This is a genomic window from Sphingomonas nostoxanthinifaciens (assembly GCF_019930585.1).
GTDB lineage: Bacteria > Pseudomonadota > Alphaproteobacteria > Sphingomonadales > Sphingomonadaceae > Sphingomonas_I > Sphingomonas_I nostoxanthinifaciens.
The window spans coordinates 1,574,785-1,594,733 of sequence record NZ_CP082839.1; the positions used below are offsets into that span (position 1 = coordinate 1,574,785).

Here is a 19,949-nt window from a genome sequence, read left to right on the forward strand (position 1 = left end):
CTTACGAGTATGACGATGACGACATTCCGCCCGATCGCACTTTTGCTGGCCGCTTCCGCATCGGTGGCGGCCGCGCCGGAGCAGCGGCCGGCCGAGCGCGCGATTGCGGTGTCGCGCGCCGCCGCCACGCCCGAGGACGTGTTCGGCCCGCTTTATCGCGCGGTCGAGCTGGCGCGCGTCTTCCCCGACAGCAAGACCTTCGCCGACATGGTGCCGCTGGAGAATCCGCAGGTGATCTTGGCGGCCTATGCGACCGACAAGCCAGACGGGCGCGTGGCGCTTGCCGCGTTCGTCGCCCGCCACTTCCGCACGACCGGGGGCACGGCCGAGCGCAAGCTGACGATGCGCGAGCATATCAAGGCGCTGTGGCCGATCCTCGCCAAGCCGCCGTTGGCGGTGGTGCCCGGTTCGTCCGCGCTGCAGCTGCCTTATGCCTATGTCGTGGCGGGCGGCCGCTATCAGGAGATGTATTACTGGGACAGCTACTTCACCATGCTCGGCCTGAAGGCCGACGGCGAGACGCCGCTGGTGGAATCGATGCTCGCCAATTTCACCGACATGGTCGAGCGCTACGGCCACGTCCCCAATGGCACCCGCGCTTATTATCTGTCGCGCTCGCAGCCGCCATTCCTGTCGCTGATGATGGACCTGTCCGATGCGCATGACCCCGCGCTGATACGGCGGCGGCTGGACGCGTTGAAGGCCGAACATGCTTATTGGATGGCGGGCGGCGCATGCATCGACAGTGCGGGTGCCTGCCAGCACGTCGTGCGCATGCCCGACGGCAGCCTGCTCAACCGCTATTGGGATGCGCGCGATACGCCGCGGGAAGAATCCTATGCCGAGGATGTCGCCACGGCGGCCGCGGCCGCGCCGCGCCCGGCGGGCGAGGTTGATCGCGATCTGCGCGCGGGCGGCGAGAGCGGGTGGGATTTCGGGTCGCGCTGGCTGCGCGACGGACACACGCTCGCCACCATCCACACGACCGACATCGTGCCGGTCGACCTGAACAGCCTGCTGTGGAGCCTCGAACGCTCGATCGCGCGCCGCTGCGCCGCGGCCGGGGACGCGGCCTGCGCTGCGGATTTCGAGCGGCAGGCGGCAAGGCGCGCCACGGCGATCTCCAAATATCTCTGGTCCGCGTCCGACCGGCGCTTCGTCGATTGGGATCGTGTCACTGGCCGCCCGACGGCGTCGATCAGCGCGGCGGTGGTGGTGCCATTGTTCGTCGGTCTGGCGACGCCTGCCCAGGCCGACGCCACCGCGCAGCTGGTGCAGGCCATGCTGGTCGCCCCCGGCGGCCTGCGCACGACCACGCTGCGGACGGGTCAGCAATGGGACCAGCCGAATGGCTGGGCGCCGTTGCTGTGGATGGGGGTGTCGGGGCTCGACCGCTACGGCAAGACCGCGCTGGCCGACGATCTCGCGCGGCGGTGGATGCGCACGGTCTCGGGTTTCTATGCCTGCACCGGGCGTATGGTGGAGAAGTATGACGTCGAGCGCGGGCAGGCCGGTGGGGGCGGCGAGTATCCGGTCCAGGATGGGTTCGGCTGGACCAATGGTGTCACGCGCATGCTGCTTGATCGGCCCGCGCTTGGAGACGCGATCAAATCCTCGTGCTGATCGCCGATATCCTCGCGAGACGACCATCGTCCGACTGATCCAGATCAACTTTATCCATGGTGACAGCGCCTTGCCAAGCCGCTTACATTCGGCGGACAGGCAGGACGGGATAACGCGATGCTCCTCGACGAGACGACCGATCGACGTCTCTTGGCCGCAAGGGCATGGAGGCGCATGCAACAGCTTCCGGGAGCGGCATTCTCGGAGCCGATGTTGTTCATGAATCCCGCTTGGAACATCTTGCTGGAGACGTATATCGCCAATCGCGAATTGAAGCAGATCACGGTCGGCGACGCATGCATTGCTTCGGGCGCGCCGGCGACGACCGGATTGCGCTGTATCGCCGTGCTGGAGGGCCGCGGATTTCTCGGCCGAGTCGCCGATACGTTCGACCGTCGCCGGGTGCTGGTCCGTTTGACTGAGGAAGGTATGCACAGCATCGAGCAAGCGCTCGATCGAGCGCTTGCGATTGGCTGGTAAAAGTCCTCAGTTCACGGTTATTCGCAGCCGTTGAATGATGTCGATTGCGAATTGTAACTGGATCGCAGCCAGTTCGATCGTCGAATCTGAGCGGAGATCGGCGACGGCGAGCGCATCGAGGTCGCCGAGAACAGCCTGAAGCCGGTCGAGAATCGCTTCGATCTCGCTCATAATACCCCGCCGCGCCGCCATGCGACCGCATGCCATTGTCGGATGTCGGCTACCGCATGTTGTAACCTTCTATCACGTGCGGCCCGCCCGCCCACATGCGATCTGGGCTGTTTGGCTGCCTTCTACCAAAGTAGGACGGAACCGGCCGAGATCGGTCCGGCGCCAGAAAACGGAGCAGGGGTCGGCATTTCGCGCCGGATCGCCATCGCATGGCGCGATTTGCGGTTGTGCGGCATTCGATGGCATTGCGGCTGCCCGACGTATCGCAACGAACCGCAGGCTGATGACGCACATTCTGGTGATCGAGGACGATGCGACGACAGCGCTGCAACTTGCGGGCGAGCTCGAGGCGCAGGGCCATCAGATCACCACGGCGACAGACGGGCTTGAGGGACTGGATCTGGCAGGGACGGGTCGGTTCGACGCGATAACGTTGGATCGGATGCTGCCCGGCCTCGACGGGCTGACCGTCGTGGCGCGGCTTCGCGCGAACCGCATCGATACGCCGGTGCTGATGATCAGTGCGCTGTCCGACATTGACGAGCGCGTCGCGGGGCTGCGCGCCGGCGGCGACGATTATCTGGTCAAGCCGTTCGCGCCTGCCGAGATGATCGCTCGGGTTGAAGTGCTGCTCCGCCGTGCCGCGCCGATCGAGACGATGTTGCAGGTCGGGGCGATCCGCATCGATCTGATCCGGCACGATGTCTCGATCGACGGCGTGGTCGTCCGCTTGCTGCCGATGGAGTATAAGTTGCTGGAATTCCTCGCCCGCCACGCCGGGCAGACGATCGGGCGGCAGCTGATCTTCGAGCAGGTGTGGGGTTATTATTTCGATCCGGGTGCCAACGTCATCAACGTCCATATCGCGCGGCTGCGGCGCAAGCTCGATCGACAGGGCCTGCCGTCGCCGATCGCGACGGTGAAGGGGGAGGGGTATCGGCTCGATGCCGTCTGAGCGCCTGCGCCTGCGCGATATCCGGGGCACCAGCACCTTCCGTTTGACCGTGCTGCTGGGCGGAGTGTTCGCGATCGGTCTGACCGTTCTGATCGGCCTGGTGTATTTTTTGACGGCGCGCGAGCTGACGGCGCGTAACGATCGTATTCTCCACGCGCAGGCGGCCCGGCTCCTCTCCATCGCGGCGGCCGATCTGCCGCGTCAGTTGAATGCCGAACTCGCCCGCAGCACGGGCTTCACGCATATGGCGTTGCTCGCCGCCGACGGCGAGCATATCGCCGGCGACATCCGGGTCGATCGCCCGATCCGGCCCGGCCACGCGGTCGAGCTCAATTCGCCGCTCGGCCCGATCCGGATCATCGCGATCCGCACGCGATGGGGCGAAACGATCCTCGTCGGGCGCGACATTGCCCAGATCCACTATCTGCGCGGGCGTGTTCTGCTGATCCTCGTGACAGGCGGTATCGTGACCCTGGTCGGCCTGACCGCCGCGGCGGTGCTTCTGTCGATCGGCCCCCTTCGCCGCGTGCGCGATCTGGAGCAGGCCGCGCGCGAAATCGCCGGCGGGCGCATGGAGGTGCGCATGCCGATCGCCGGGCGCGGCGACGAGCTCGACCAGATCGCCGGCACGGTCAACCTGATGGTGGACGAGATTGGTCGCGTCATCGCGCAGGTGAAGGGGGTGACGGATGCGGTCGCGCACGATTTGCGCACGCCGCTGGCGCATGTTCGCGCCCATCTCCTCGCGCTTGCGCGCCTGCCCGAGGCAGCGCCGATCGCTGCGGCTGCGCTCGCCGACCTCGATGCGGTGCTCCAGCGCTTCGCAGCGTTGCTGCGCATCGCCGAGATCGAGGCGGGCGCCCGCCGCGCGCGGTTCGAACCGATCGATCTCGCGTTGCTCGCCGCCGAGGCGGTGGAGCTCTACGAGCCGCTGGCGGAGGAGGGGGGCATCGTGCTGCGGCTCGAAGCGCCGCTGCCGGCCCCGGTGCATGGCGATCGGCTGTTGCTGCTGGAGGCCCTCAGCAACCTGATCGACAATGCGATCAAGTTCGCAAAGGCGACCATCACCGTATCGGTGGCGTCGGACCCGAACGGGGCCACGCTGTCGGTGATCGACGACGGCGCCGGCATCCCGGTGGGCGAGCGGCAGGCGGTTCTGCGCCGTTTCCATCGGGGCGCGAATGCTGCGGGCGTTCCCGGCAACGGCCTTGGCCTCAGCATCGTTGCGGCGGTCGGGCATCTCCACGGCTTCGAGCTGCGGCTTGAGGATTCCGCGCCTGGACTCGCCGTCCGGCTTCATGCGGCGAGCCAGGTGAAAATCATTTAATTCGCATCTGCAGCAAGAAGCGCGGATGTGGCCGGCGTCGTTCCTTCGACGGACAGATCATGCTCCAGCTCGTCAAACTTGCGCTCTCCAAGCCCTACACGTTCGTCGTGCTGGCGATCCTGATTCTGATCTCCGGAATCACGGCATGGTTGCGCACGCCGACCGACATCTTTCCGGACATCAAGATCCCGGTAATCGCGGCGGTATGGACCTATAACGGCCTGCCGCCAGAGGACATGTCGGGCCGCGTCGTCCGTTATTACGAGCAGCAACTGTCGAGCACGGTCAACGATATCGAGCATATCGAGAGCCAGTCGATGAACGGCGTCGCGGTGGTGAAGATCTTCTTCCAGCCGAACGTCGACATCCGCACCGCCTCGGCCCAGGTGACGGCTGCCTCGCAGACGGTGCTGAAGCAGCTTCCGCCGGGCATCACGCCGCCGCAGATCCTGCAATATTCCGCCTCGACCGTGCCGATCCTGCAGCTGGCTTTGTCGTCCAAGACGCTGTCGGAGCAGAGCATCTTCGACGCCGGTCAGAACTTCATCCGCCCGGCGCTGGCCGCCGTGCCCGGCTCGGCCATTCCCACGCCCTACGGCGGCCGCGTGCGCCAGATCCAGATCGATCTCGATCCGGCGGCGCTGCAGGCGCGGCATCTTTCGGCGACCGACGTCGGCTTGGCGCTCGCCGCGCAGAACCAGATCGTGCCCGCCGGTACGACCAAGATCGGCCAGTACGAATATTATTTCCGCCTCAACAACAGCCCGGCGGTGATCGATCGCCTGAACGATCTGCCGATCAAGACGGTCGACGGCGTCACCGTGTTCATGCGCGACGTGGCGCACGTCCGCGACGGTTCGCCGCCGCAGCAGAATGTGGTGCACGTCGACGGCGCACGCTCGGTGCTGATGACCATCCTCAAGGCGGGTTCATCCTCGACCATCGCGATCGTCGACGGGGTGAAGGCGACGCTGCCGAAGCTCAAGGAAACGCTGCCGTCGGACCTGAACATCCAGGCCCTGTCCGATCAGTCGCTGTTCGTGAAGGCGGCGGTGTCGGGCGTGGTGCGCGAGGGCGCGATCGCCGCTACGCTCACCTCGCTGATGATTCTGCTGTTCCTCGGCTCGTGGCGTTCGACCGTCATCATCGCCGCCTCGATCCCGCTCGCGATCCTCGCCGCCGTCGCGGCGCTGGCGGTGGCGGGCGAGACGCTCAACGTGATGACGCTCGGCGGCCTCGCGCTGGCGGTTGGCATCCTCGTCGACGACGCCACGGTGACGATCGAGAACATCAACTGGCACCTCGAACAAGGCAAGACCGTTCGCCAGTCGATCCTCGACGGCGCGGAGCAGATCGTGCGGCCCGCGCTCGTGTCGCTGCTGTGCATCTGCATCGCCTTCGTGCCGATGTTCTTCCTGCCGGGCGTCGCCGGCTTCCTGTTCGCGCCGATGGCCGAAGCGGTGGTGTTCGCGATGATCGCCAGCTTCATCCTCTCGCGGACGCTGGTGCCGACGATGGGCAATTACCTGCTGCGCGAGCATGCCACGGAGCACACCGCCGAGATCATGGCGACCCACGATGCGATGGCGGGCCGGCCGAAGAGCCGCAATCCGCTTCGCCGCTTCCAGCAGGGGTTCGAGCATGGGTTCGAGCGGGTCGCGACATATTACCAGCAGATCCTCGCCTTCGCGCTCGCGCGCCGGGCCGGCTTCGTGCCCGCCTTCCTCGCGGTCGTGCTGATCTCGTTCGCGCTGATCCCGCTGCTCGGCCGCAATTTCTTCCCGACGGTCGATGCCGGGCAGATCAGCCTGCACGTGCGCGCGCCGGTCGGCACGCGGCTCGAGGAGAGCTCGGCTTTGTTCGGGCGGATCGAGGATCGCATCCGGTCGGCGATCCCGCGCGACCAGATCGTCTCGATCGTCGACAATATCGGCCAGCCGGTTTCCGGCATCAACAATGCCTATTCCAATACGGGCACGATCGGTCCGCAGGATGGTGACATCCTCGTCACCCTGTCCGAGCATCACCGCCCGACCGCCGATTATGTGCGCGACCTGCGCCGCATCCTGCCGGAAAGCTTTCCCGGCTCGTCCTTCGCCTTCCTGCCGGCCGACATCATCAGCCAGATCCTGAACTTCGGCGCGCCGGCCCCGATCGACGTGAAGATTTCGGGCCCCGACGTGAAGGCCGGCGATGCCTATGCCCACGAGATCGCTGCGAAGATGGCGCAGATCGCCGGCCTGGCGGACGTGCGCGTGCAGCAAGCTAATGATTATCCTGCCTTGGCCTTCGATGTCGATCGCAGCCAGGCCGATCGTCTCGGCATCACCGAGAACGACGTCACCCGCGCCATCTCGACCAATCTGGCCGGCAGCCTGCAGATCGCGCCTACCTTCTGGCTGAACCCCAAGAATGGCGTCTCCTACCCGATCGTCGTCCAGACGCCCCAATATCGCACCGACAGCCTCGCCAAGATGGACAATCTGCCTGTTACCGGCGCCGGCCAGTCGGCACAGATACTGGGCGCGCTCGGCACGTTGCGTCGCGAGCCCGCGCCGGCGGTGGTGTCGCATTATGCGGTCCAGTCCTCCTACGATATCTATGCGACCACGCAGGGCCGTGATCTCGGCGCGGTGGCGGGCGACATCCAGAAGCTGCTGGACGCGACCGTCAAGGATCAGCCCAAGGGTTCGACCGTCCGGCTGATGGGGCAGGTGCAGACGATGAACACCGCCTTCACCGGCCTGATCGTCGGGCTCGCCGGCGCGATCCTGCTCATCTACCTGCTGATCGTCGTCAATTTCCAGTCGTGGGTCGATCCGGCGGTGATCGTCTCGGCGCTACCGGCGGCACTGGCCGGCATCGTCTGGATGCTGTTCGCCACGCACACCCCGCTGTCGGTGCCGGCGCTGACCGGCGCGATCATGTGCATGGGCGTCGCCACCGCCAATTCGGTCCTCGTCATCAGCTTCGCCCGCGAGCGGCTGGCCGCGACCGGCGACGCGTTGGCAGCCGCGACCGAGGCCGGCGCCGCCCGCTTCCGCCCGGTGCTGATGACCGCGCTGGCGATGATCATCGGCATGGCGCCGATGGCGCTCGGCATGGGCGAGGGCGGCGAGCAGAATGCGCCGCTGGGCCGCGCCGTGATCGGCGGCCTCATCTGCGCGACCATCGCCACGCTCGTCTTCGTCCCCGTCGTCTTCAGTATCGCCCACCGTCGCGAGCGGCCCCATCCCGCCGCCGAAAACGAGCCCCATGCCACCGGAGAATTCGTCCATGCAGAGTGACGCCGCGGCGCCGCGCGCGCCCAAAGGCCTCAAGACCGCCGGCATCGTCGCAGTGGTCGTCGCGATCGGCGTAGTCGCAGCGGGCACGGTCGCCCGCCACCACGATGCGGATCAGGCGCAGGATTGGTCGGACGCGCGCTCGATCCCGACGGTCCACCTGATCCCGGTCAAGGCCGCGCCGGATTCCACGGCGCTCAGCCTGCCCGGCACGATGCAGGCGTGGAACGGCGCGCATCTCTATGCCCGCGTCGGCGGCTATCTGAAGGCGTGGTACAAGGATATCGGCGCGAAGGTCGGCACCGGCGCCGTGCTCGGCGTGATCGACACGCCCGAGCTCGACCAGCAGATCGTGCAGGCGCGCGCGGCGGTCACCCGCGCCAAGGCCGATGCCGCGCTTGCCCGCAGCACCGCCGCGCGCTGGAACGACCTGCTCTCGACCAACTCGGTCAGCCATCAGGAAGCCGACGAGAAGAACGGCGCGCTCGCCGCCCGCAACGCAGCGGTGCAGGCGGCCGAGGCGGATCTCGGCCGGTTCGTCGCGATGAAGAGTTTCGCGACGCTGCGGGCGCCTTTCGCCGGGACGGTCACCGCGCGTGTCGCCGATATCGGCGATCTGGTCGGCCCCGGCGCCACCAATCAGCAACCGCTCTTCTCGATCGCCGACGTGCACCGCGTGCGCATCTATGTCAGCGTGCCGCAGGCTTATTCCGCCTCGATGAAGCAGGGACTCGGGGCGACCGTCACCGTGCCCGATTATCCGGGACGAAGCTGGAAGGGACAGGTAATCGGCTCGTCCGGCGCGATCAACGGCCAGACCGGCACCTTCCAGGTCCAGCTCGTCACCGACAATCCCGGCGAAGCGCTGAAGCCCGGCGGCTATGCGCTCGTCCGCTTCGACGTGCCCGACCGCGCCGGCGGCGCGACGATCCCGTCGAGCACCCTGATCTTCCGCGCGCAGGGCACGCAGGTCGCGACCGTCCGGCCCGACGGCCATGTCCACCTGCTTTCGATCGCGGTGGGCCGCGATCTGGGCGGCACGGTCGAGATCGACGACGGCCTCAAGGCTGGCATGCAGATCGTCGACAATCCGCCCGACTCCATCGCGGAAGGCGAACTCGTGCGCGTGGGCACCAAGACGAATGGCTAGGATGCGCGCCATTGCCGGCTTGCTGGGCGCCGCCGCGCTGGCCGGCTGCTCGTTCGCGCCGGCCTACAAGCCGCCGGCGGTGGCCACTCCCGTTGCGTTCAAGGAAAATGGGCCGTGGCAGCCGGCGGCGCCTGCCGACACGCAGTTGGCGACGAACGCCGCCAATTGGTGGGCCGGGTTCGGCGATCCCACGCTCGACGCGCTGGAGCAGCGGATCGCCGGCGACAATCCCACGCTGGCCGGTGCGCTCGGTCGCTACGATCAGGCGCGCGCCTATCTGACGCAGGCGCGTTCCGGACTGTTTCCGACCATCGGCGTCGATGCCGCGCTGACCGACAATCGCCAATCGGACAATCGGCCGCTGCGCGGCGCCGGTCAGCCGGATCTCTACCCGATCGATCAGGTCGGCGGCAGCTTCGGCTACGAGCTCGATCTGTGGGGGCGCGTGCGCAACGGCGTGCGCGCCGGCAGGGCGGCCGCCGAAGCCAGCGGTGACGATGCCGCCGCGCTGAAGCTCAGCCTGCAGGCGCAGCTCGCCGCCGCCTACCTGACGTTGCGCGGGCACGATCAGCAGATGAAACTGCTCTCGGCCACGGTCGACGCCTACGCCCAGGCCAACGCCATGACCGACCGCCGCTTTCAGGGCGGCATCGCCAACGCGCTCGATACCGGCCGCGCCGGCGCGCAGCTGGCCGAGGCGCAGGCGCAGCTCGAGGACGTCAAGGCGGCGCGCGCGCTGGTCGAACATGCGATCGCCAGCCTGGTGGGCGAGCCCGCGTCGAATTTCTCGATCGCGCCGGCATTGATCGATTTCACCCAGCCGGTCGTCCCGGTCGGCTTGCCCTCGACCCTGCTCCAGCGTCGCCCCGACGTCGCCGCTGCCGAACGGCGCATGTTCGCCGCCAACGCCACGATCGGCGTGACCAAGGCCGCCTTCTTCCCGGCGATCTCGCTCAGCGGGCAGGGGGGCTTCCAGAATACCGGCATCCCCGGCCTGCTGACCGCGCCCAACCTGTTCTGGTCGATCGGGCCGAGCACGGTGCTGACCCTGTTCGACGGTGGGCGCCGTCGTGGCCAGCTCGCCGCCGCGCGCGCCGGGTGGGAGCAGGCGACCGCCAATTATCGTGCGGAGGTGCTGCGCGCCTTCCAGGAAACCGAGGACCAGCTCGCCTTGCTCCACCATCTCGGCGACGAGCAGGTGGCGGAGGATCGCGCGATGCAGCAGGCGGCGCTGGCCGAGCGCACCGCCACCAATCGCTTCACCAAGGGGGCGGTCGACTATCTCGATGTGGTCACGGCGCAGACGACGGCGTTGCGCATCCGCCGCACCGCGATCGACCTGCATACCCGGCGGCTGCAGGCGACGGTGCGGCTGATCGCGGCGATCGGCGGCAATTGGCAGCCGGTCACCGGCGGGAGCTGAGCGAGCGCTAACGCTGCCCTGCGGGCAGTTCGATCCGTGCCACGAGCCCGCCGGACGCCGCGCGCGCAAACCTTAGCCGGCCGCCGTGGAGCTCGATCAGCTCGCGGGCGATGCGAACGCCCTGGCCATGGCCGCCGCCCCGTTCGTCGGCGCGCATCGTTCCATCCTGCAGTGCCGCGAGTTTGGCGTCGCTGAGCGCTGCGCCATCGTCGGCGATCTCGATGCGCGCATGCCCGGCTTCCATATCCGCGCGAATGTTCACCGTTTGCCGGGCATGGCGCCAGGCATTGTCGATCAGGTTGCCGAGCGCCTCGTCGAGATCCTGCGGATCGCAACGCACCCCTAGTGCGTCCGGCACATCCACCACGGCTTCGATCGTCCGTTCGGCGTGGAGCCGGTGCATGGCAACGGCCAGCCCGTCGAGCGCAGGCGCCAGCGGCGTGGAAGAGCGTAGCGCAGCGCGACCCTCTTCCGAACGGGCGCGGGCCAGATGGTGCCGGATCTGGTCCTCGAGCCGGCAGACCTGTGCCGCCAGCCGTCCGTCGGCGTCGCGCGCGCCTTCGGCCAGATCCAGCCGAAGCGTCGCGAGCGGGGTCTTGAGGCCGTGCGCGAGATTGGCGACGTGCAGGCGCGCACGGGCAAGTTGTGCCTCGTTGGTATCGAGCAATGCATTGAGTTCTGCGACGAGCGGCAGCAATTCGCTCGGCTCGTCCACTTCGACGCGGTCGCGGCGGCCTTCGCGTACCTCGACGAGCATCGCCTGCAGCCGCTTCAACGGCCGCAATCCCAGTCGAAGCTGGATCAGCACCGCCACCGTCAGGACGATGCCCAGCAATGCGATCGACAGCAGCAGCGGCGTCGTGGCGGCGCGCAGCGGGCGCTCGACCATGCGGCGCGGCCCGGCGGCCATCAGTTCGGCGGGGCCGGCCGCGGTGGCGATGAGGACGGCCCGGCCATGGACCGGCTGGCCATCCGATCCAAGCCCCTCGAACGGTCGGGGCCGCAGTCCGTCATGGTGGTGATGTTCGCGCTCCTGCTCGGTGAGCGCGACCAGATTCGTACCGCCGAGCGATGCGGAGCGCAGCGTGCCGCCGGGCGCGATCACCTGCCATGCCCAGCCGCTGCCGGGCCGGTCGAACGGCGGCACATCGACCGCGGCGTTCGGGTCGAGGCTTCCGTCAGCTCTGACGGCGCGCGCCACCACCACCAACTGCGCGTCGAGCCGCTGATCGAGATTCTCCATCACGAACCGCTCGAACACATGGCCGATCGCCACCGCGGCGACGAGCAATGCGACCATGATGGCCAAGGCCGCGGTGACGAGCAGCCGCCCCGCCAGCGAGCGTGGCAGCAGCCTCACGCGGCCTCTGCCGTGAGGCGATAGCCCCGGCCGCGCACGGTCTCGATCCGGTCGGCGCCAATCTTGCGGCGCAGCCGGCCGACAATCACCTCGAGCGAGTTCGAATCGACGTCGGCATCGCCCTCGTAGACGCGCTCCAGCAGGTCCATTCGCTCGACCACGATCTCCTTGCGCAGCATGAGCGCCGACAGCACGCGCCATTCGAATGCGGTCAACCGCAACGGAAGGCCATCGAGCTCGAATTGCCCGGTCGAGCTGTCGAAAGCGAGCGGGCCGCAGGTGATGATGCTCGCCGCATGCCCGCTGGCGCGACGCACCAGCGCCCGCAGCCGCATCACTAGTTCGTCGATCCGGAACGGCTTGGTGAGATAATCGTCGGCGCCCGCCTTGAAGCCCTGCACCTTGTCCGACCAGCCGTCGCGCGCGGTGAGGATCAGCACGGGCAGCGTCGCGCCCTCCGCGCGCCACTCCTGCAGGATCGAGAGCCCGTCGCGCTTGGGCAGGCCGAGATCGAGGATGGCGGCATCGTAGCGTTCGGTCGCGCCGAGATGGCCGCCATCCTCGCCATTCGTCGCGAGATCGACGGCGAAGTTCTCCGCGCGCAATTGCCGTGCGATCGCTTCGCCCAGCGCAGCATCATCCTCGACCAGCAGCACGCGCATCGGCGGCATCTCCCTCTCCGGCCCGCTAGGCCCGTGACCTAAACCGAAACTGAACCGCGCGGTTCAGCGCGCGTCGGCGGCCGTGGCCTAGATGGTGGCATCCCCAATGCAAGGAGCGACCTCATGAAACTACCCACCTCCACTCCGCTACAGGCCGCCATGGCAGCCGGGCTGCTTGCGGTCGGCGCGATCGGCGGCGGCGTGGCCGGCCACGCGATCAGGCCGGCGATCGAGATGGCACCGCTCCACCCGGTCGCGATCCGTACCCTGGCCGCGCACGACGGCATCGTCGCGATCCGCGCGCGCGTCGCCGAGGCCTATGGCAACAAGTTCATTGCCGACGATGGCAGCGGTCGGACGCTGGTGGACCTCGGCCGCGGAGGCGACGAGCAGGCTCTGGTCACGGGCGGCCAGACGGTTACCGTACAGGGCCGGTTCGAGCGGAACACGCTGCGGGCCTCGTTCCTGGTCGATGCGGCGGGCGAGGTCCACGCGCTCGGGCCGATGGGCCATCCGCGCCACGGCCATGACGGGCCACCCCCGCCGCCGCCCGGCGAAGCCGGCCCGCCTGCACCGCACGCCTGACCGGAGCGGAACGCGTCAGGCCCCTGGCCACGTATCCGACAGGCGGTAGCCTTCGGGCCAGGGGTCGGCCGGGTCGAGCAGCAACTGGTGCGTGCCGGTGATCCATGCGCTGCCCGAAAGGCGCGGATGGATCGCCGGCCGGCCGCCAGCGTCCGTCGCTCCCATTATCTGTCCATCGAAGACGGATCCGATGATCGAGCGCGCGCGATACCGGTCTCCGACGCGCATCCGTCGCTTGGCGTGCAGCACCGCCATGTTGGCCGAGACCGCGGTGCCGGTCGGCGATCGATCGATCTTGCCCGGACGGATCGCGACCGCATGCGCCATGGTAGTCGCGCCATCGTCGTCGGCGAGCGGCCTGGCGAACAGGCAGAATGACACATGCGTCCAATCCGCGTTCTCGGGGTGCGCGAAGCCGATCTGCTCGTTCGCCGCCTGCGTGAGTTTCATGCCGAGCTCGGCAAGGTCGCGCGCCTCGTCGGGCGCGATCGCGAAGCCGAGCGCGGCCGCATCGACGATCACGAAGCTGTCGCCGCCATAAGCGGTATCGACGGTCAGCGTCGTCAGCCCCGGCACCTCGAGCGCCACGCCGACCTTGTCGGCGAACGAGGGCAGATTGGTGACGTTGATGCGCGCGGCCTTGCCGTCGCGGCAATCGGCCACGATCTCGACCAGCCCGCCCGGTGCTTCGAGCACGAAGCGGGTGACCGGCTCCTCCATCGCCACGATGCCGGTCTCGAGCAGGACCGTGGCCACGCAGATCGAGTTCGACCCGGACATTGGCGGCGTGTCGGCCGGCTCCATGATGATGAAACCAGCGCAGGCGGCCGGATTTTTGGGTGGCACCAGCAGATTGACGTGGCGGAAGACGCCGCCGCGCGGCTCGTTGAGGACGAAGTTGCGGAGGCGCTCGTCGCGGGCGATAAACCGCGATTGCTCCCACAACGTATCGCCGGGCGGCGGCATCACGCCACCCACGATTACATCGCCAACCTCGCCTCCGGCATGGCAGCTTACGACATGCAGAACCTTCGAGCTGCGCACTTCATTCCTCCATCGGCGCGTGACGATAGCCGATGCGACGCGAAGCGCGACCCTGTTGATGATCGATACCTGGTTGGTTCGGCCCGCGCGACGCTCGAAAATACGCGTCCCGTTGAGGGCAATTGATCGAAGGCGATCTGCCTAAGAGTTTCGATGATCGTCGGGGTAGGCGGGCCACCCGACCTTGGTGGGCCTCCGATTTCATTTACAAATAATGTAAGTGAAGGAAGATAATCGATCGCAAGAGTATAACTGCATCGCTTCCGCTGGCTTGACCCGTATCTCGGAAGCTGCGCTCCGCGCGTCGGAACGCGTCCTTGTGCGTCGCTTGTTGCGCCCGTCGCAAGCGAAGCTCTGCGCCTCGCCGATCGCAAATCTCGATCGGCGAGGTGCCTTGTTGATGGCGCGATATCTTGGCCTGATTGCTCGGCTGCGCGTTGATCCCCTGAACGATCACATAGACTATCCAACCGACATCGATAAAAGATTTCGGATATTGTTACATGTTATAGATAAAATCTGTCGCGAATGTATCGATCATCTCGTACGCGGGGAGAGGCTCGGTATCATGTATAAGAGGATCCTCGAGGCCGAGGTTCGGCGACTTGAGAAAGCGTTGATGGAGAATATTCCGGAGATTCGCGCTCAGCTTATCCCGCAGCTGCGACGCGCGCAGCTCAAGCTGGATATCATCCAGCGCGTGGAAGCAAGGAAGATCCCCGTCACGCGAACCATCATCGCCCTATAGGTCATTTGCGACGAACGACGCGGAATCGGGTTTCAGCCCTCGATATTCTTGCGGTCGAGCCATTCGGGCCATTGGCACCACCGCCGCTCGGGCAATGCGCCGACGGTTCGCAGCTTCGGTATGTCGAGCAGCGTCAGGCATTGCCGATCGTGCACGAGCAGGCCGTCATCGTTCATCTGCCGGAGGATACGATTGACGTGAACCGCCGTCAGTCCGGTCACGTCGCCGATATTTTCCTGCGTCAGCGGCAGGTACAGCTTGGGCCCCTGCTCGGGATTCCACACGCGCAGCCGATCGTAGACATGCAGCACAAAGCTCGCGACCCGCTGGACGGCCGAGCTTCGCCCAAGCGAGGCCACGCGATCCATCAACATGATGCGTTCCTGCTGGGCGCTCATGAACATGGCGATGGAGAGCCGCGGGGCATCATGGAAGAGTTGCCCGAAGGCGGTGAGGCTCACGCGCGATACTTTGATCGGGGTGATTGCTGTCAGGGTTTCCGCGGCGGTTTCCAGCACCATGCTGGGGGTGCCGAGCAGATCGCCCGGAAGGTGGACCTTGACGATCTGCCGCTCGCCTCCCGCGAGGTCGAGGCTGCTGATGGCCCATCCCTCGATCAGGAAGAAGATCTCCACCACCGGTTCGCCCGCCCTGCGAAGCTGCTGACCCTTCGGCACCCGCACGACAGGGCCGTGGAGCCGATCGATCGCCTGGCGTTCGGCCGCGGTGAGTTCGACGAATTCGAACAGCCGGTGAGGGGGGAATGGGTCTTGGTCGGCCATGTTTTATCGGTTGGGCACTGTTTGGCCCCATAACCCATATCCGTCGCAATCCGTCCTTAATCTGGATCAACCCATTGTGGACTTATCAACTTAAATTAACACCGGTTGCAGCAGTGGAAATTACATTCACCCGTGGAATAGAGGTTTCGTCGCCTGTATTAGCTCGGACGTTCGAGCATCGTTCAGGTGATGACAGTCGGCTGTTCGCGGCCGGTATGGTGGCGGATCCCGGCAATTGCATCGGCCGCCTCAACCAGATCCTCCAATGCCGTGCCGACGTCGTAATCCAGCACGCCCTGCGGGCCTTCGAAGCGCTCCAGATAGACGCGCAGCGTGGCGCCGCTGGTGCCGGTGCCCGAAAGGCGGAACACGATCCGCGATCCCGTTTCGAACAGGATCCGCACGCCCTGCGCCCTGCTGACCGAACCGTCGACCGGGTCGGTATATTCGAAATCGTCGGTCGCAGCGACGATCGAGGATCCGAACGATTGCCCGACCAGGCTGTCCAGGCCGCCGCGCAACTCGGACATCAGTCGGTCGGCGGCGTCGCTTTCAACCCCCTCATAATCGTGGCGGGCATAGTAATTGCGGCCGTAACGCGCCCAGTGATCGGCCATGATCGCAGCGACGCTCTCACGACGCACGGCGAGGATGTTCAGCCAGAGCAAAACCGCCCACAGCCCGTCTTTCTCGCGGACATGATTCGAGCCGGTGCCGGCACTCTCCTCACCGCAGATGGTGGCCAGTCCCGCGTCGAGCAGGTTGCCGAAGAATTTCCAGCCGGTCGGCGTCTCGAACAACGGGACATTGAGCGCGCGCGCCACGCGATCGGCGGCGCCGCTGGTCGGCATCGAACGCGCGATGCCTGTCAGCCCACCGGCATAGCCCGGCGCGAGCCCCATATTCGCGGCGAGCACCGCGAGCGAGTCCGAGGGGGTCACGAAGATATTGCGTCCGACGATCAGATTGCGGTCGCCATCGCCATCCGACGCCGCGCCGAAATCGGGCGCGTCGGCGCCGAACATGCGCGCGAACAGTTCTGCTGCATGGACAGCGTTCGGATCGGGGTGATGCCCGCCGAAATCGGGAAGGGGCGTGCCGTTGACCACCGTTCCTTCGGGCGCGCCCAGACGGCGCTCGAGGATTTCGTGCGCGTAGGGGCCGGTCACGGCGTGCATCGCGTCGAAGCTCAGGCGGAAGCCGCCGGCGATCAACGACCGGATCGCGCCGAAGTCGAACAGTTCCTCCATCAATGCCGCATAATCTTCGACCGGATCGATCACCTCGATTGTCATGTCGCCGACCTGCGTGCTGCCCAGCCGATCGAGGTCGACGTCGGGCACGTCGACAGTCAGGTAGCGGTCGATCACCTTTGATCGCGCGTAGACGGCGTCGGTCACCTTCTCCGGCGCGGGGCCGCCGTTCGAGATGTTGTACTTGATCCCGAAGTCCTCGTCCGGCCCGCCGGGATTGTGGCTGGCGGAAAGAATGAGGCCGCCGAACGCGCCATATTTGCGGATGACGTTGCTCGCCGCCGGGGTCGACAGGATGCCGCCGCTACCGACCAGCACCCGGCCGAAGCCGTTGGCCGCCGCCATCCGGATGGCGGTCTGGATCACCTCGCGGTTGAGGAAGCGCCCGTCACCTCCGAGCACCAAGGTCTGCCCGGCGAATCCGTCCAGCACGTCGAAGACCGACTGGATGAAATTCTTGGCATAGCCCGGCTGCTGGAAGACGCGCACCTTCTTGCGCAGCCCCGACGTGCCGGGCTTCTGATCGTCGAACGGGGTGGTGGCGATGGAGCGGGTCATGCCGGGCTTGTGGCAGAGACCAACGCCGCGCGTAAAGGCCGATCGCTCATGCGAAAGTCAGCACGATCTTGCCGCGGACGTGGCCCTGCTCCAGCCGAGCATAGGCCTCGCGCACCTGATCGAGCGGGAAGGTCTCGGCAACTTCGACCTTTACCCTGCCGGCATCGATCAGGTCGGCGATCTCGCCGAGCTGCGCGGCGTTGGGCGTCGCCATCCACCGCTCCGGCACGCGGATGTCGCGCGCCTTGCCCTTGTCCGGATCGGCGACCCCGACCGTCGAGACCAAGGTGCCACCCTGGCGCAGCACGGCGAACGAGCGGTCCTGCGTCTCGCCGCCGACCAGATCGAAGACGAGGTCGACATCCTTGGCCACGTCCTCGAACCGCTCCGTCTTATAGTCGATCACCGTGTCGGCGCCGATCGCGCGTACGAAGTCGACATCGTCGGTGCCGACGGTGGTGAGCACCGTAGCCCCCTTGGCCTTGGCGAACTGGATCGCGAGATGGCCGACCCCGCCGGCGCCACCGTGGATCAGCACCGTCTGTCCCGGCTGAAGCTCTCCCTGATCGAACAGACCCTGCCACGCGGTCATGGCCGCCAGGGGCACGGCAGCGGCATGGACGAGGTCGATCGAGCGCGGCGCGGCCACCAGCTCGATCGCCTTGACGACGACGAACTCGCTCTGCGCACCGCGATCGAAACCGATATGCGCGAAGACCGGATCGCCCTTGACTACCATGTAATGGGCGCTCGTGCCGGCCGCCTCGATCGTGCCGGCGAGATCGCGGCCGAGGATGATCGGCAGCATGTCCTCGCGGATCGGTGGAAACTGGCCCTCGCGGATCTTGTAGTCGACCGGATTGACGCTTGCGGCGACGACGCGGACGAGCACCTCGTCATCCTGCGGTTGCGGAATGGCGACCGGATCGATCTGAAGCGCATCGGCGCCGCCGAACCAGCTCAGGCGGACTGCTTTGCTGGTCTTCATCTCAGGTATCTCCTCGATCTCGTGGCGGCAGTCTTAACGGCCGGGACGGCGCGCCGATCCCCGCTTGGTCAAGGCTTTCGCGCCATCGGGCTGGCGGAAGCGGTTTCGTCGCTTTACCGTCCGGCTGTGGAGCGGATCGAGTTTTGCGGCGGCATCGGAGCGGGCAAGTCCACCTGCGCGGCTTTGCTCGCCGAACGCTGGTCGCTGCCGCTCGTCGGCGAGCGTTTCGAGAGCATCCCTTATTGGCAGCTCTATTATCAGGATCCCGCGCGTTATGCGTTGGAGAAGGATCTGAGCTTCCTGCTGTCGCATGTCGACACGCTGCGGGCGGCAGCCGCGCCGAACCTCGTGTGCGATTTCGCGTTGTTCCAGACCGTCGCCTATTCGGCGATTGTCGGTGACGCGGCCGATACCGCCGCGGTCGATGCGGTCTATCGGCAAATGACCGTACGCCTCGGCCAGCCGGCGCTCGTTATCCTGCTGCGGTGCGACACATCGATCCAGCTCGATCGCATCCGCAAGCGCGGTCGCGCGCCGGAGCAAAAGATCACCGCCGATTATCTCCAGCGACTCGATCGGGCCATCGACGAGCAGATCGACAAGCTGCCGAACACGGTAAGCGTGATCGAATGGGACACGAGCCGGGGGTCGCCGTCGCGCCTGCTGGAGCAGCCGGCGATCCAGGCGGTCATCGATCGCTGGTCGGACGCACGGTCGTTTTCCGACATTATCTGAGCCTGTTTCAAACGGTAAGCGGCCGCTGCGACGCCTGGGAAGTGACCGACGGACCGAAATTTCGAGAAGGGGGCGACAAGCAAAATTCCTTGATCTATGTTTGCTGCATGGCAGCACACGACACCTGTGCCGATTGCGCCGTCCGGGATCGGGCGCTGTGCGGCAGCCTGACCGACGTCGAGCTGACCGCCCTGAACCAGCTTGGTCGCCGCCACGAGATCGCCAAGGGCCAGACCTTCGTCTGGGCCGGCGACGAAAGCATCGTTTGCGGCAACCTGCTCGCCGGCGTGCTCAAGCTCACCGCGGCGACGCCCGATGGACGCGAACAGATCGTCGGACTCCTTTACCCTGCGGATTTCGTCGGTCGTCCTTACGCTGATACGGCTGACTTCACCGTGACGGCGCTTACGGATGCCGAATTGTGCGTTTTCCCGCGCATTCCATTCGAGCGGGCGCTCGAAGACCATCAGCGCATGGAGCGGTTGCTGCTGCAGCGCACCTTTGCGGCGTTGGCCGAGGCGCGCGGCCGCATGCTGATGCTGGCGCGCCAATCGGCCGAGGAGCGGATCGCCGACTTCCTGCTCGACATGGCCTCCCGCGCCGAATCGAGCGGCAGTCGCGCCGTCGCCGGCGGCCCGATCACGTTCGACCTGCCGCTGACGCGCGGGCAGATCGCCGACGTACTGGGCCTTACGATCGAGACGGTCAGCCGTCAGCTCACCAAGCTCAAGGTGGCAGGCATCATCGCCTTGCCCGGCGCGCGCGCCGTGACGCTGCGGGATCGCAATGCGCTCAAGGCCCGCGCCGCCGCGGGCTAGCAT

18 protein-coding genes are annotated in these 19,949 nt (G+C 66.6%); 11 read left to right on the forward strand and 7 right to left on the reverse strand.

Translation table 11 applies throughout. From position 1 onward, the window contains the following. Positions 1–15 precede the first annotated feature (15 nt). Together treF and K8P63_RS07545 are read left to right on the forward strand one after the other, a co-directional pair. Positions 16–1,623, forward strand: coding sequence for an alpha,alpha-trehalase TreF (gene treF, locus K8P63_RS07540; protein WP_223799202.1), 1,608 nt, complete (start codon positions 16–18; stop codon positions 1,621–1,623). Positions 1,624–1,797: 174 nt separating this feature from the next. Continuing rightward, positions 1,798–2,103 carry a winged helix DNA-binding protein gene (locus K8P63_RS07545; protein ID WP_223799203.1) on the forward strand — a complete coding sequence of 102 codons (306 nt, stop codon included), beginning with the start codon at positions 1,798–1,800 and terminating at the stop codon, positions 2,101–2,103. A gap of 6 nt (positions 2,104–2,109) precedes the next feature. Here K8P63_RS07545 and K8P63_RS07550 read toward each other — a convergent pair whose 3' ends face one another. Then, positions 2,110–2,274: a hypothetical protein gene (locus K8P63_RS07550; protein ID WP_223799204.1), complete on the reverse strand. Its 165-nt coding sequence runs from the start codon at positions 2,272–2,274 to the stop codon at positions 2,110–2,112. Between the two features lie 283 nt (positions 2,275–2,557). Here K8P63_RS07550 and K8P63_RS07555 point away from each other — a divergent pair, with 283 nt between their 5' ends. From K8P63_RS07555 to K8P63_RS07575, 5 genes are read left to right on the forward strand one after another with little or no spacing between them, the layout of a single operon-like run. Beyond that, positions 2,558–3,229 (forward strand): response regulator transcription factor, encoded by a 672-nt coding sequence (locus K8P63_RS07555; protein WP_223799205.1) that lies wholly within the window; start codon positions 2,558–2,560, stop codon positions 3,227–3,229. Continuing rightward, positions 3,219–4,556 (forward strand): sensor histidine kinase, encoded by a 1,338-nt coding sequence (locus K8P63_RS07560; RefSeq protein WP_223799206.1) that lies wholly within the window; start codon positions 3,219–3,221, stop codon positions 4,554–4,556. Before K8P63_RS07555 ends, K8P63_RS07560 begins: the two co-directional genes overlap by 11 nt. A 59-nt stretch (positions 4,557–4,615) precedes the next feature. After that, positions 4,616–7,843, forward strand: a complete 3,228-nt coding sequence (locus K8P63_RS07565) for an efflux RND transporter permease subunit (RefSeq protein ID WP_223799207.1) — start codon at positions 4,616–4,618, stop codon at positions 7,841–7,843. Further along, complete coding sequence (locus K8P63_RS07570; protein ID WP_223799208.1) at positions 7,833–8,990, forward strand: efflux RND transporter periplasmic adaptor subunit; 1,158 nt, start codon at positions 7,833–7,835, stop codon at positions 8,988–8,990. Before K8P63_RS07565 ends, K8P63_RS07570 begins: the two co-directional genes overlap by 11 nt. A 1-nt stretch (position 8,991) precedes the next feature. Further along, the gene (locus K8P63_RS07575) at positions 8,992–10,413 is read left to right on the forward strand and encodes an efflux transporter outer membrane subunit (RefSeq protein ID WP_223799209.1); all 1,422 of its coding nucleotides are present in this window, start codon (positions 8,992–8,994) and stop codon (positions 10,411–10,413) included. A 7-nt stretch (positions 10,414–10,420) separates the two neighbouring features. Here K8P63_RS07575 and K8P63_RS07580 read toward each other — a convergent pair whose 3' ends face one another. Both K8P63_RS07580 and K8P63_RS07585 read right to left on the reverse strand, forming a co-directional pair. Next, the gene (locus tag K8P63_RS07580; protein WP_223799210.1) at positions 10,421–11,773 is read right to left on the reverse strand and encodes a sensor histidine kinase; all 1,353 of its coding nucleotides are present in this window, start codon (positions 11,771–11,773) and stop codon (positions 10,421–10,423) included. Then, complete coding sequence (locus K8P63_RS07585; RefSeq protein ID WP_223799767.1) at positions 11,770–12,435, reverse strand: response regulator; 666 nt, start codon at positions 12,433–12,435, stop codon at positions 11,770–11,772. The genes K8P63_RS07580 and K8P63_RS07585 overlap by 4 nt, the downstream gene beginning before the upstream one ends. A gap of 123 nt (positions 12,436–12,558) precedes the next feature. Here K8P63_RS07585 and K8P63_RS07590 point away from each other — a divergent pair, with 123 nt between their 5' ends. Beyond that, complete coding sequence (locus K8P63_RS07590) at positions 12,559–13,020, forward strand: hypothetical protein (protein ID WP_223799211.1); 462 nt, start codon at positions 12,559–12,561, stop codon at positions 13,018–13,020. A gap of 15 nt (positions 13,021–13,035) precedes the next feature. On the opposite strand, the gene K8P63_RS07595 is transcribed toward K8P63_RS07590, so the two are convergent. Further along, complete coding sequence (locus tag K8P63_RS07595) at positions 13,036–14,064, reverse strand: trans-3-hydroxy-L-proline dehydratase (RefSeq protein WP_223799212.1); 1,029 nt, start codon at positions 14,062–14,064, stop codon at positions 13,036–13,038. Positions 14,065–14,284: 220 nt separating this feature from the next. Here K8P63_RS07595 and K8P63_RS07600 point away from each other — a divergent pair, with 220 nt between their 5' ends. Beyond that, positions 14,285–14,812: a hypothetical protein gene (locus tag K8P63_RS07600; RefSeq protein WP_223799213.1), complete on the forward strand. Its 528-nt coding sequence runs from the start codon at positions 14,285–14,287 to the stop codon at positions 14,810–14,812. Between the two features lie 32 nt (positions 14,813–14,844). On the opposite strand, the gene K8P63_RS07605 is transcribed toward K8P63_RS07600, so the two are convergent. The 3 genes from K8P63_RS07605 to K8P63_RS07615 form a co-directional block, all read right to left on the reverse strand. Continuing rightward, positions 14,845–15,594 (reverse strand): Crp/Fnr family transcriptional regulator, encoded by a 750-nt coding sequence (locus K8P63_RS07605; protein ID WP_223799214.1) that lies wholly within the window; start codon positions 15,592–15,594, stop codon positions 14,845–14,847. Positions 15,595–15,776: 182 nt separating this feature from the next. Next, a complete protein-coding gene (locus K8P63_RS07610) occupies positions 15,777–17,405 on the reverse strand; it encodes an alpha-D-glucose phosphate-specific phosphoglucomutase (RefSeq protein ID WP_223799215.1) in 1,629 nt (542 codons plus the stop codon). Between the two features lie 46 nt (positions 17,406–17,451). Next, positions 17,452–18,393 carry an NADP-dependent oxidoreductase gene (locus tag K8P63_RS07615; protein ID WP_223799216.1) on the reverse strand — a complete coding sequence of 314 codons (942 nt, stop codon included), beginning with the start codon at positions 18,391–18,393 and terminating at the stop codon, positions 17,452–17,454. Between K8P63_RS07615 and K8P63_RS07620 the strand changes: the two genes are divergently transcribed. Then, positions 18,313–19,128, forward strand: coding sequence for a deoxynucleoside kinase (locus K8P63_RS07620; RefSeq protein ID WP_223799217.1), 816 nt, complete (start codon positions 18,313–18,315; stop codon positions 19,126–19,128). The two genes, K8P63_RS07615 and K8P63_RS07620, sit on opposite strands and share 81 nt — an antisense overlap. Further along, complete coding sequence (locus K8P63_RS07625; RefSeq protein ID WP_317629361.1) at positions 19,023–19,946, forward strand: Crp/Fnr family transcriptional regulator; 924 nt, start codon at positions 19,023–19,025, stop codon at positions 19,944–19,946. Before K8P63_RS07620 ends, K8P63_RS07625 begins: the two co-directional genes overlap by 106 nt. The last annotated feature ends 3 nt before the right edge of the window (positions 19,947–19,949 follow it).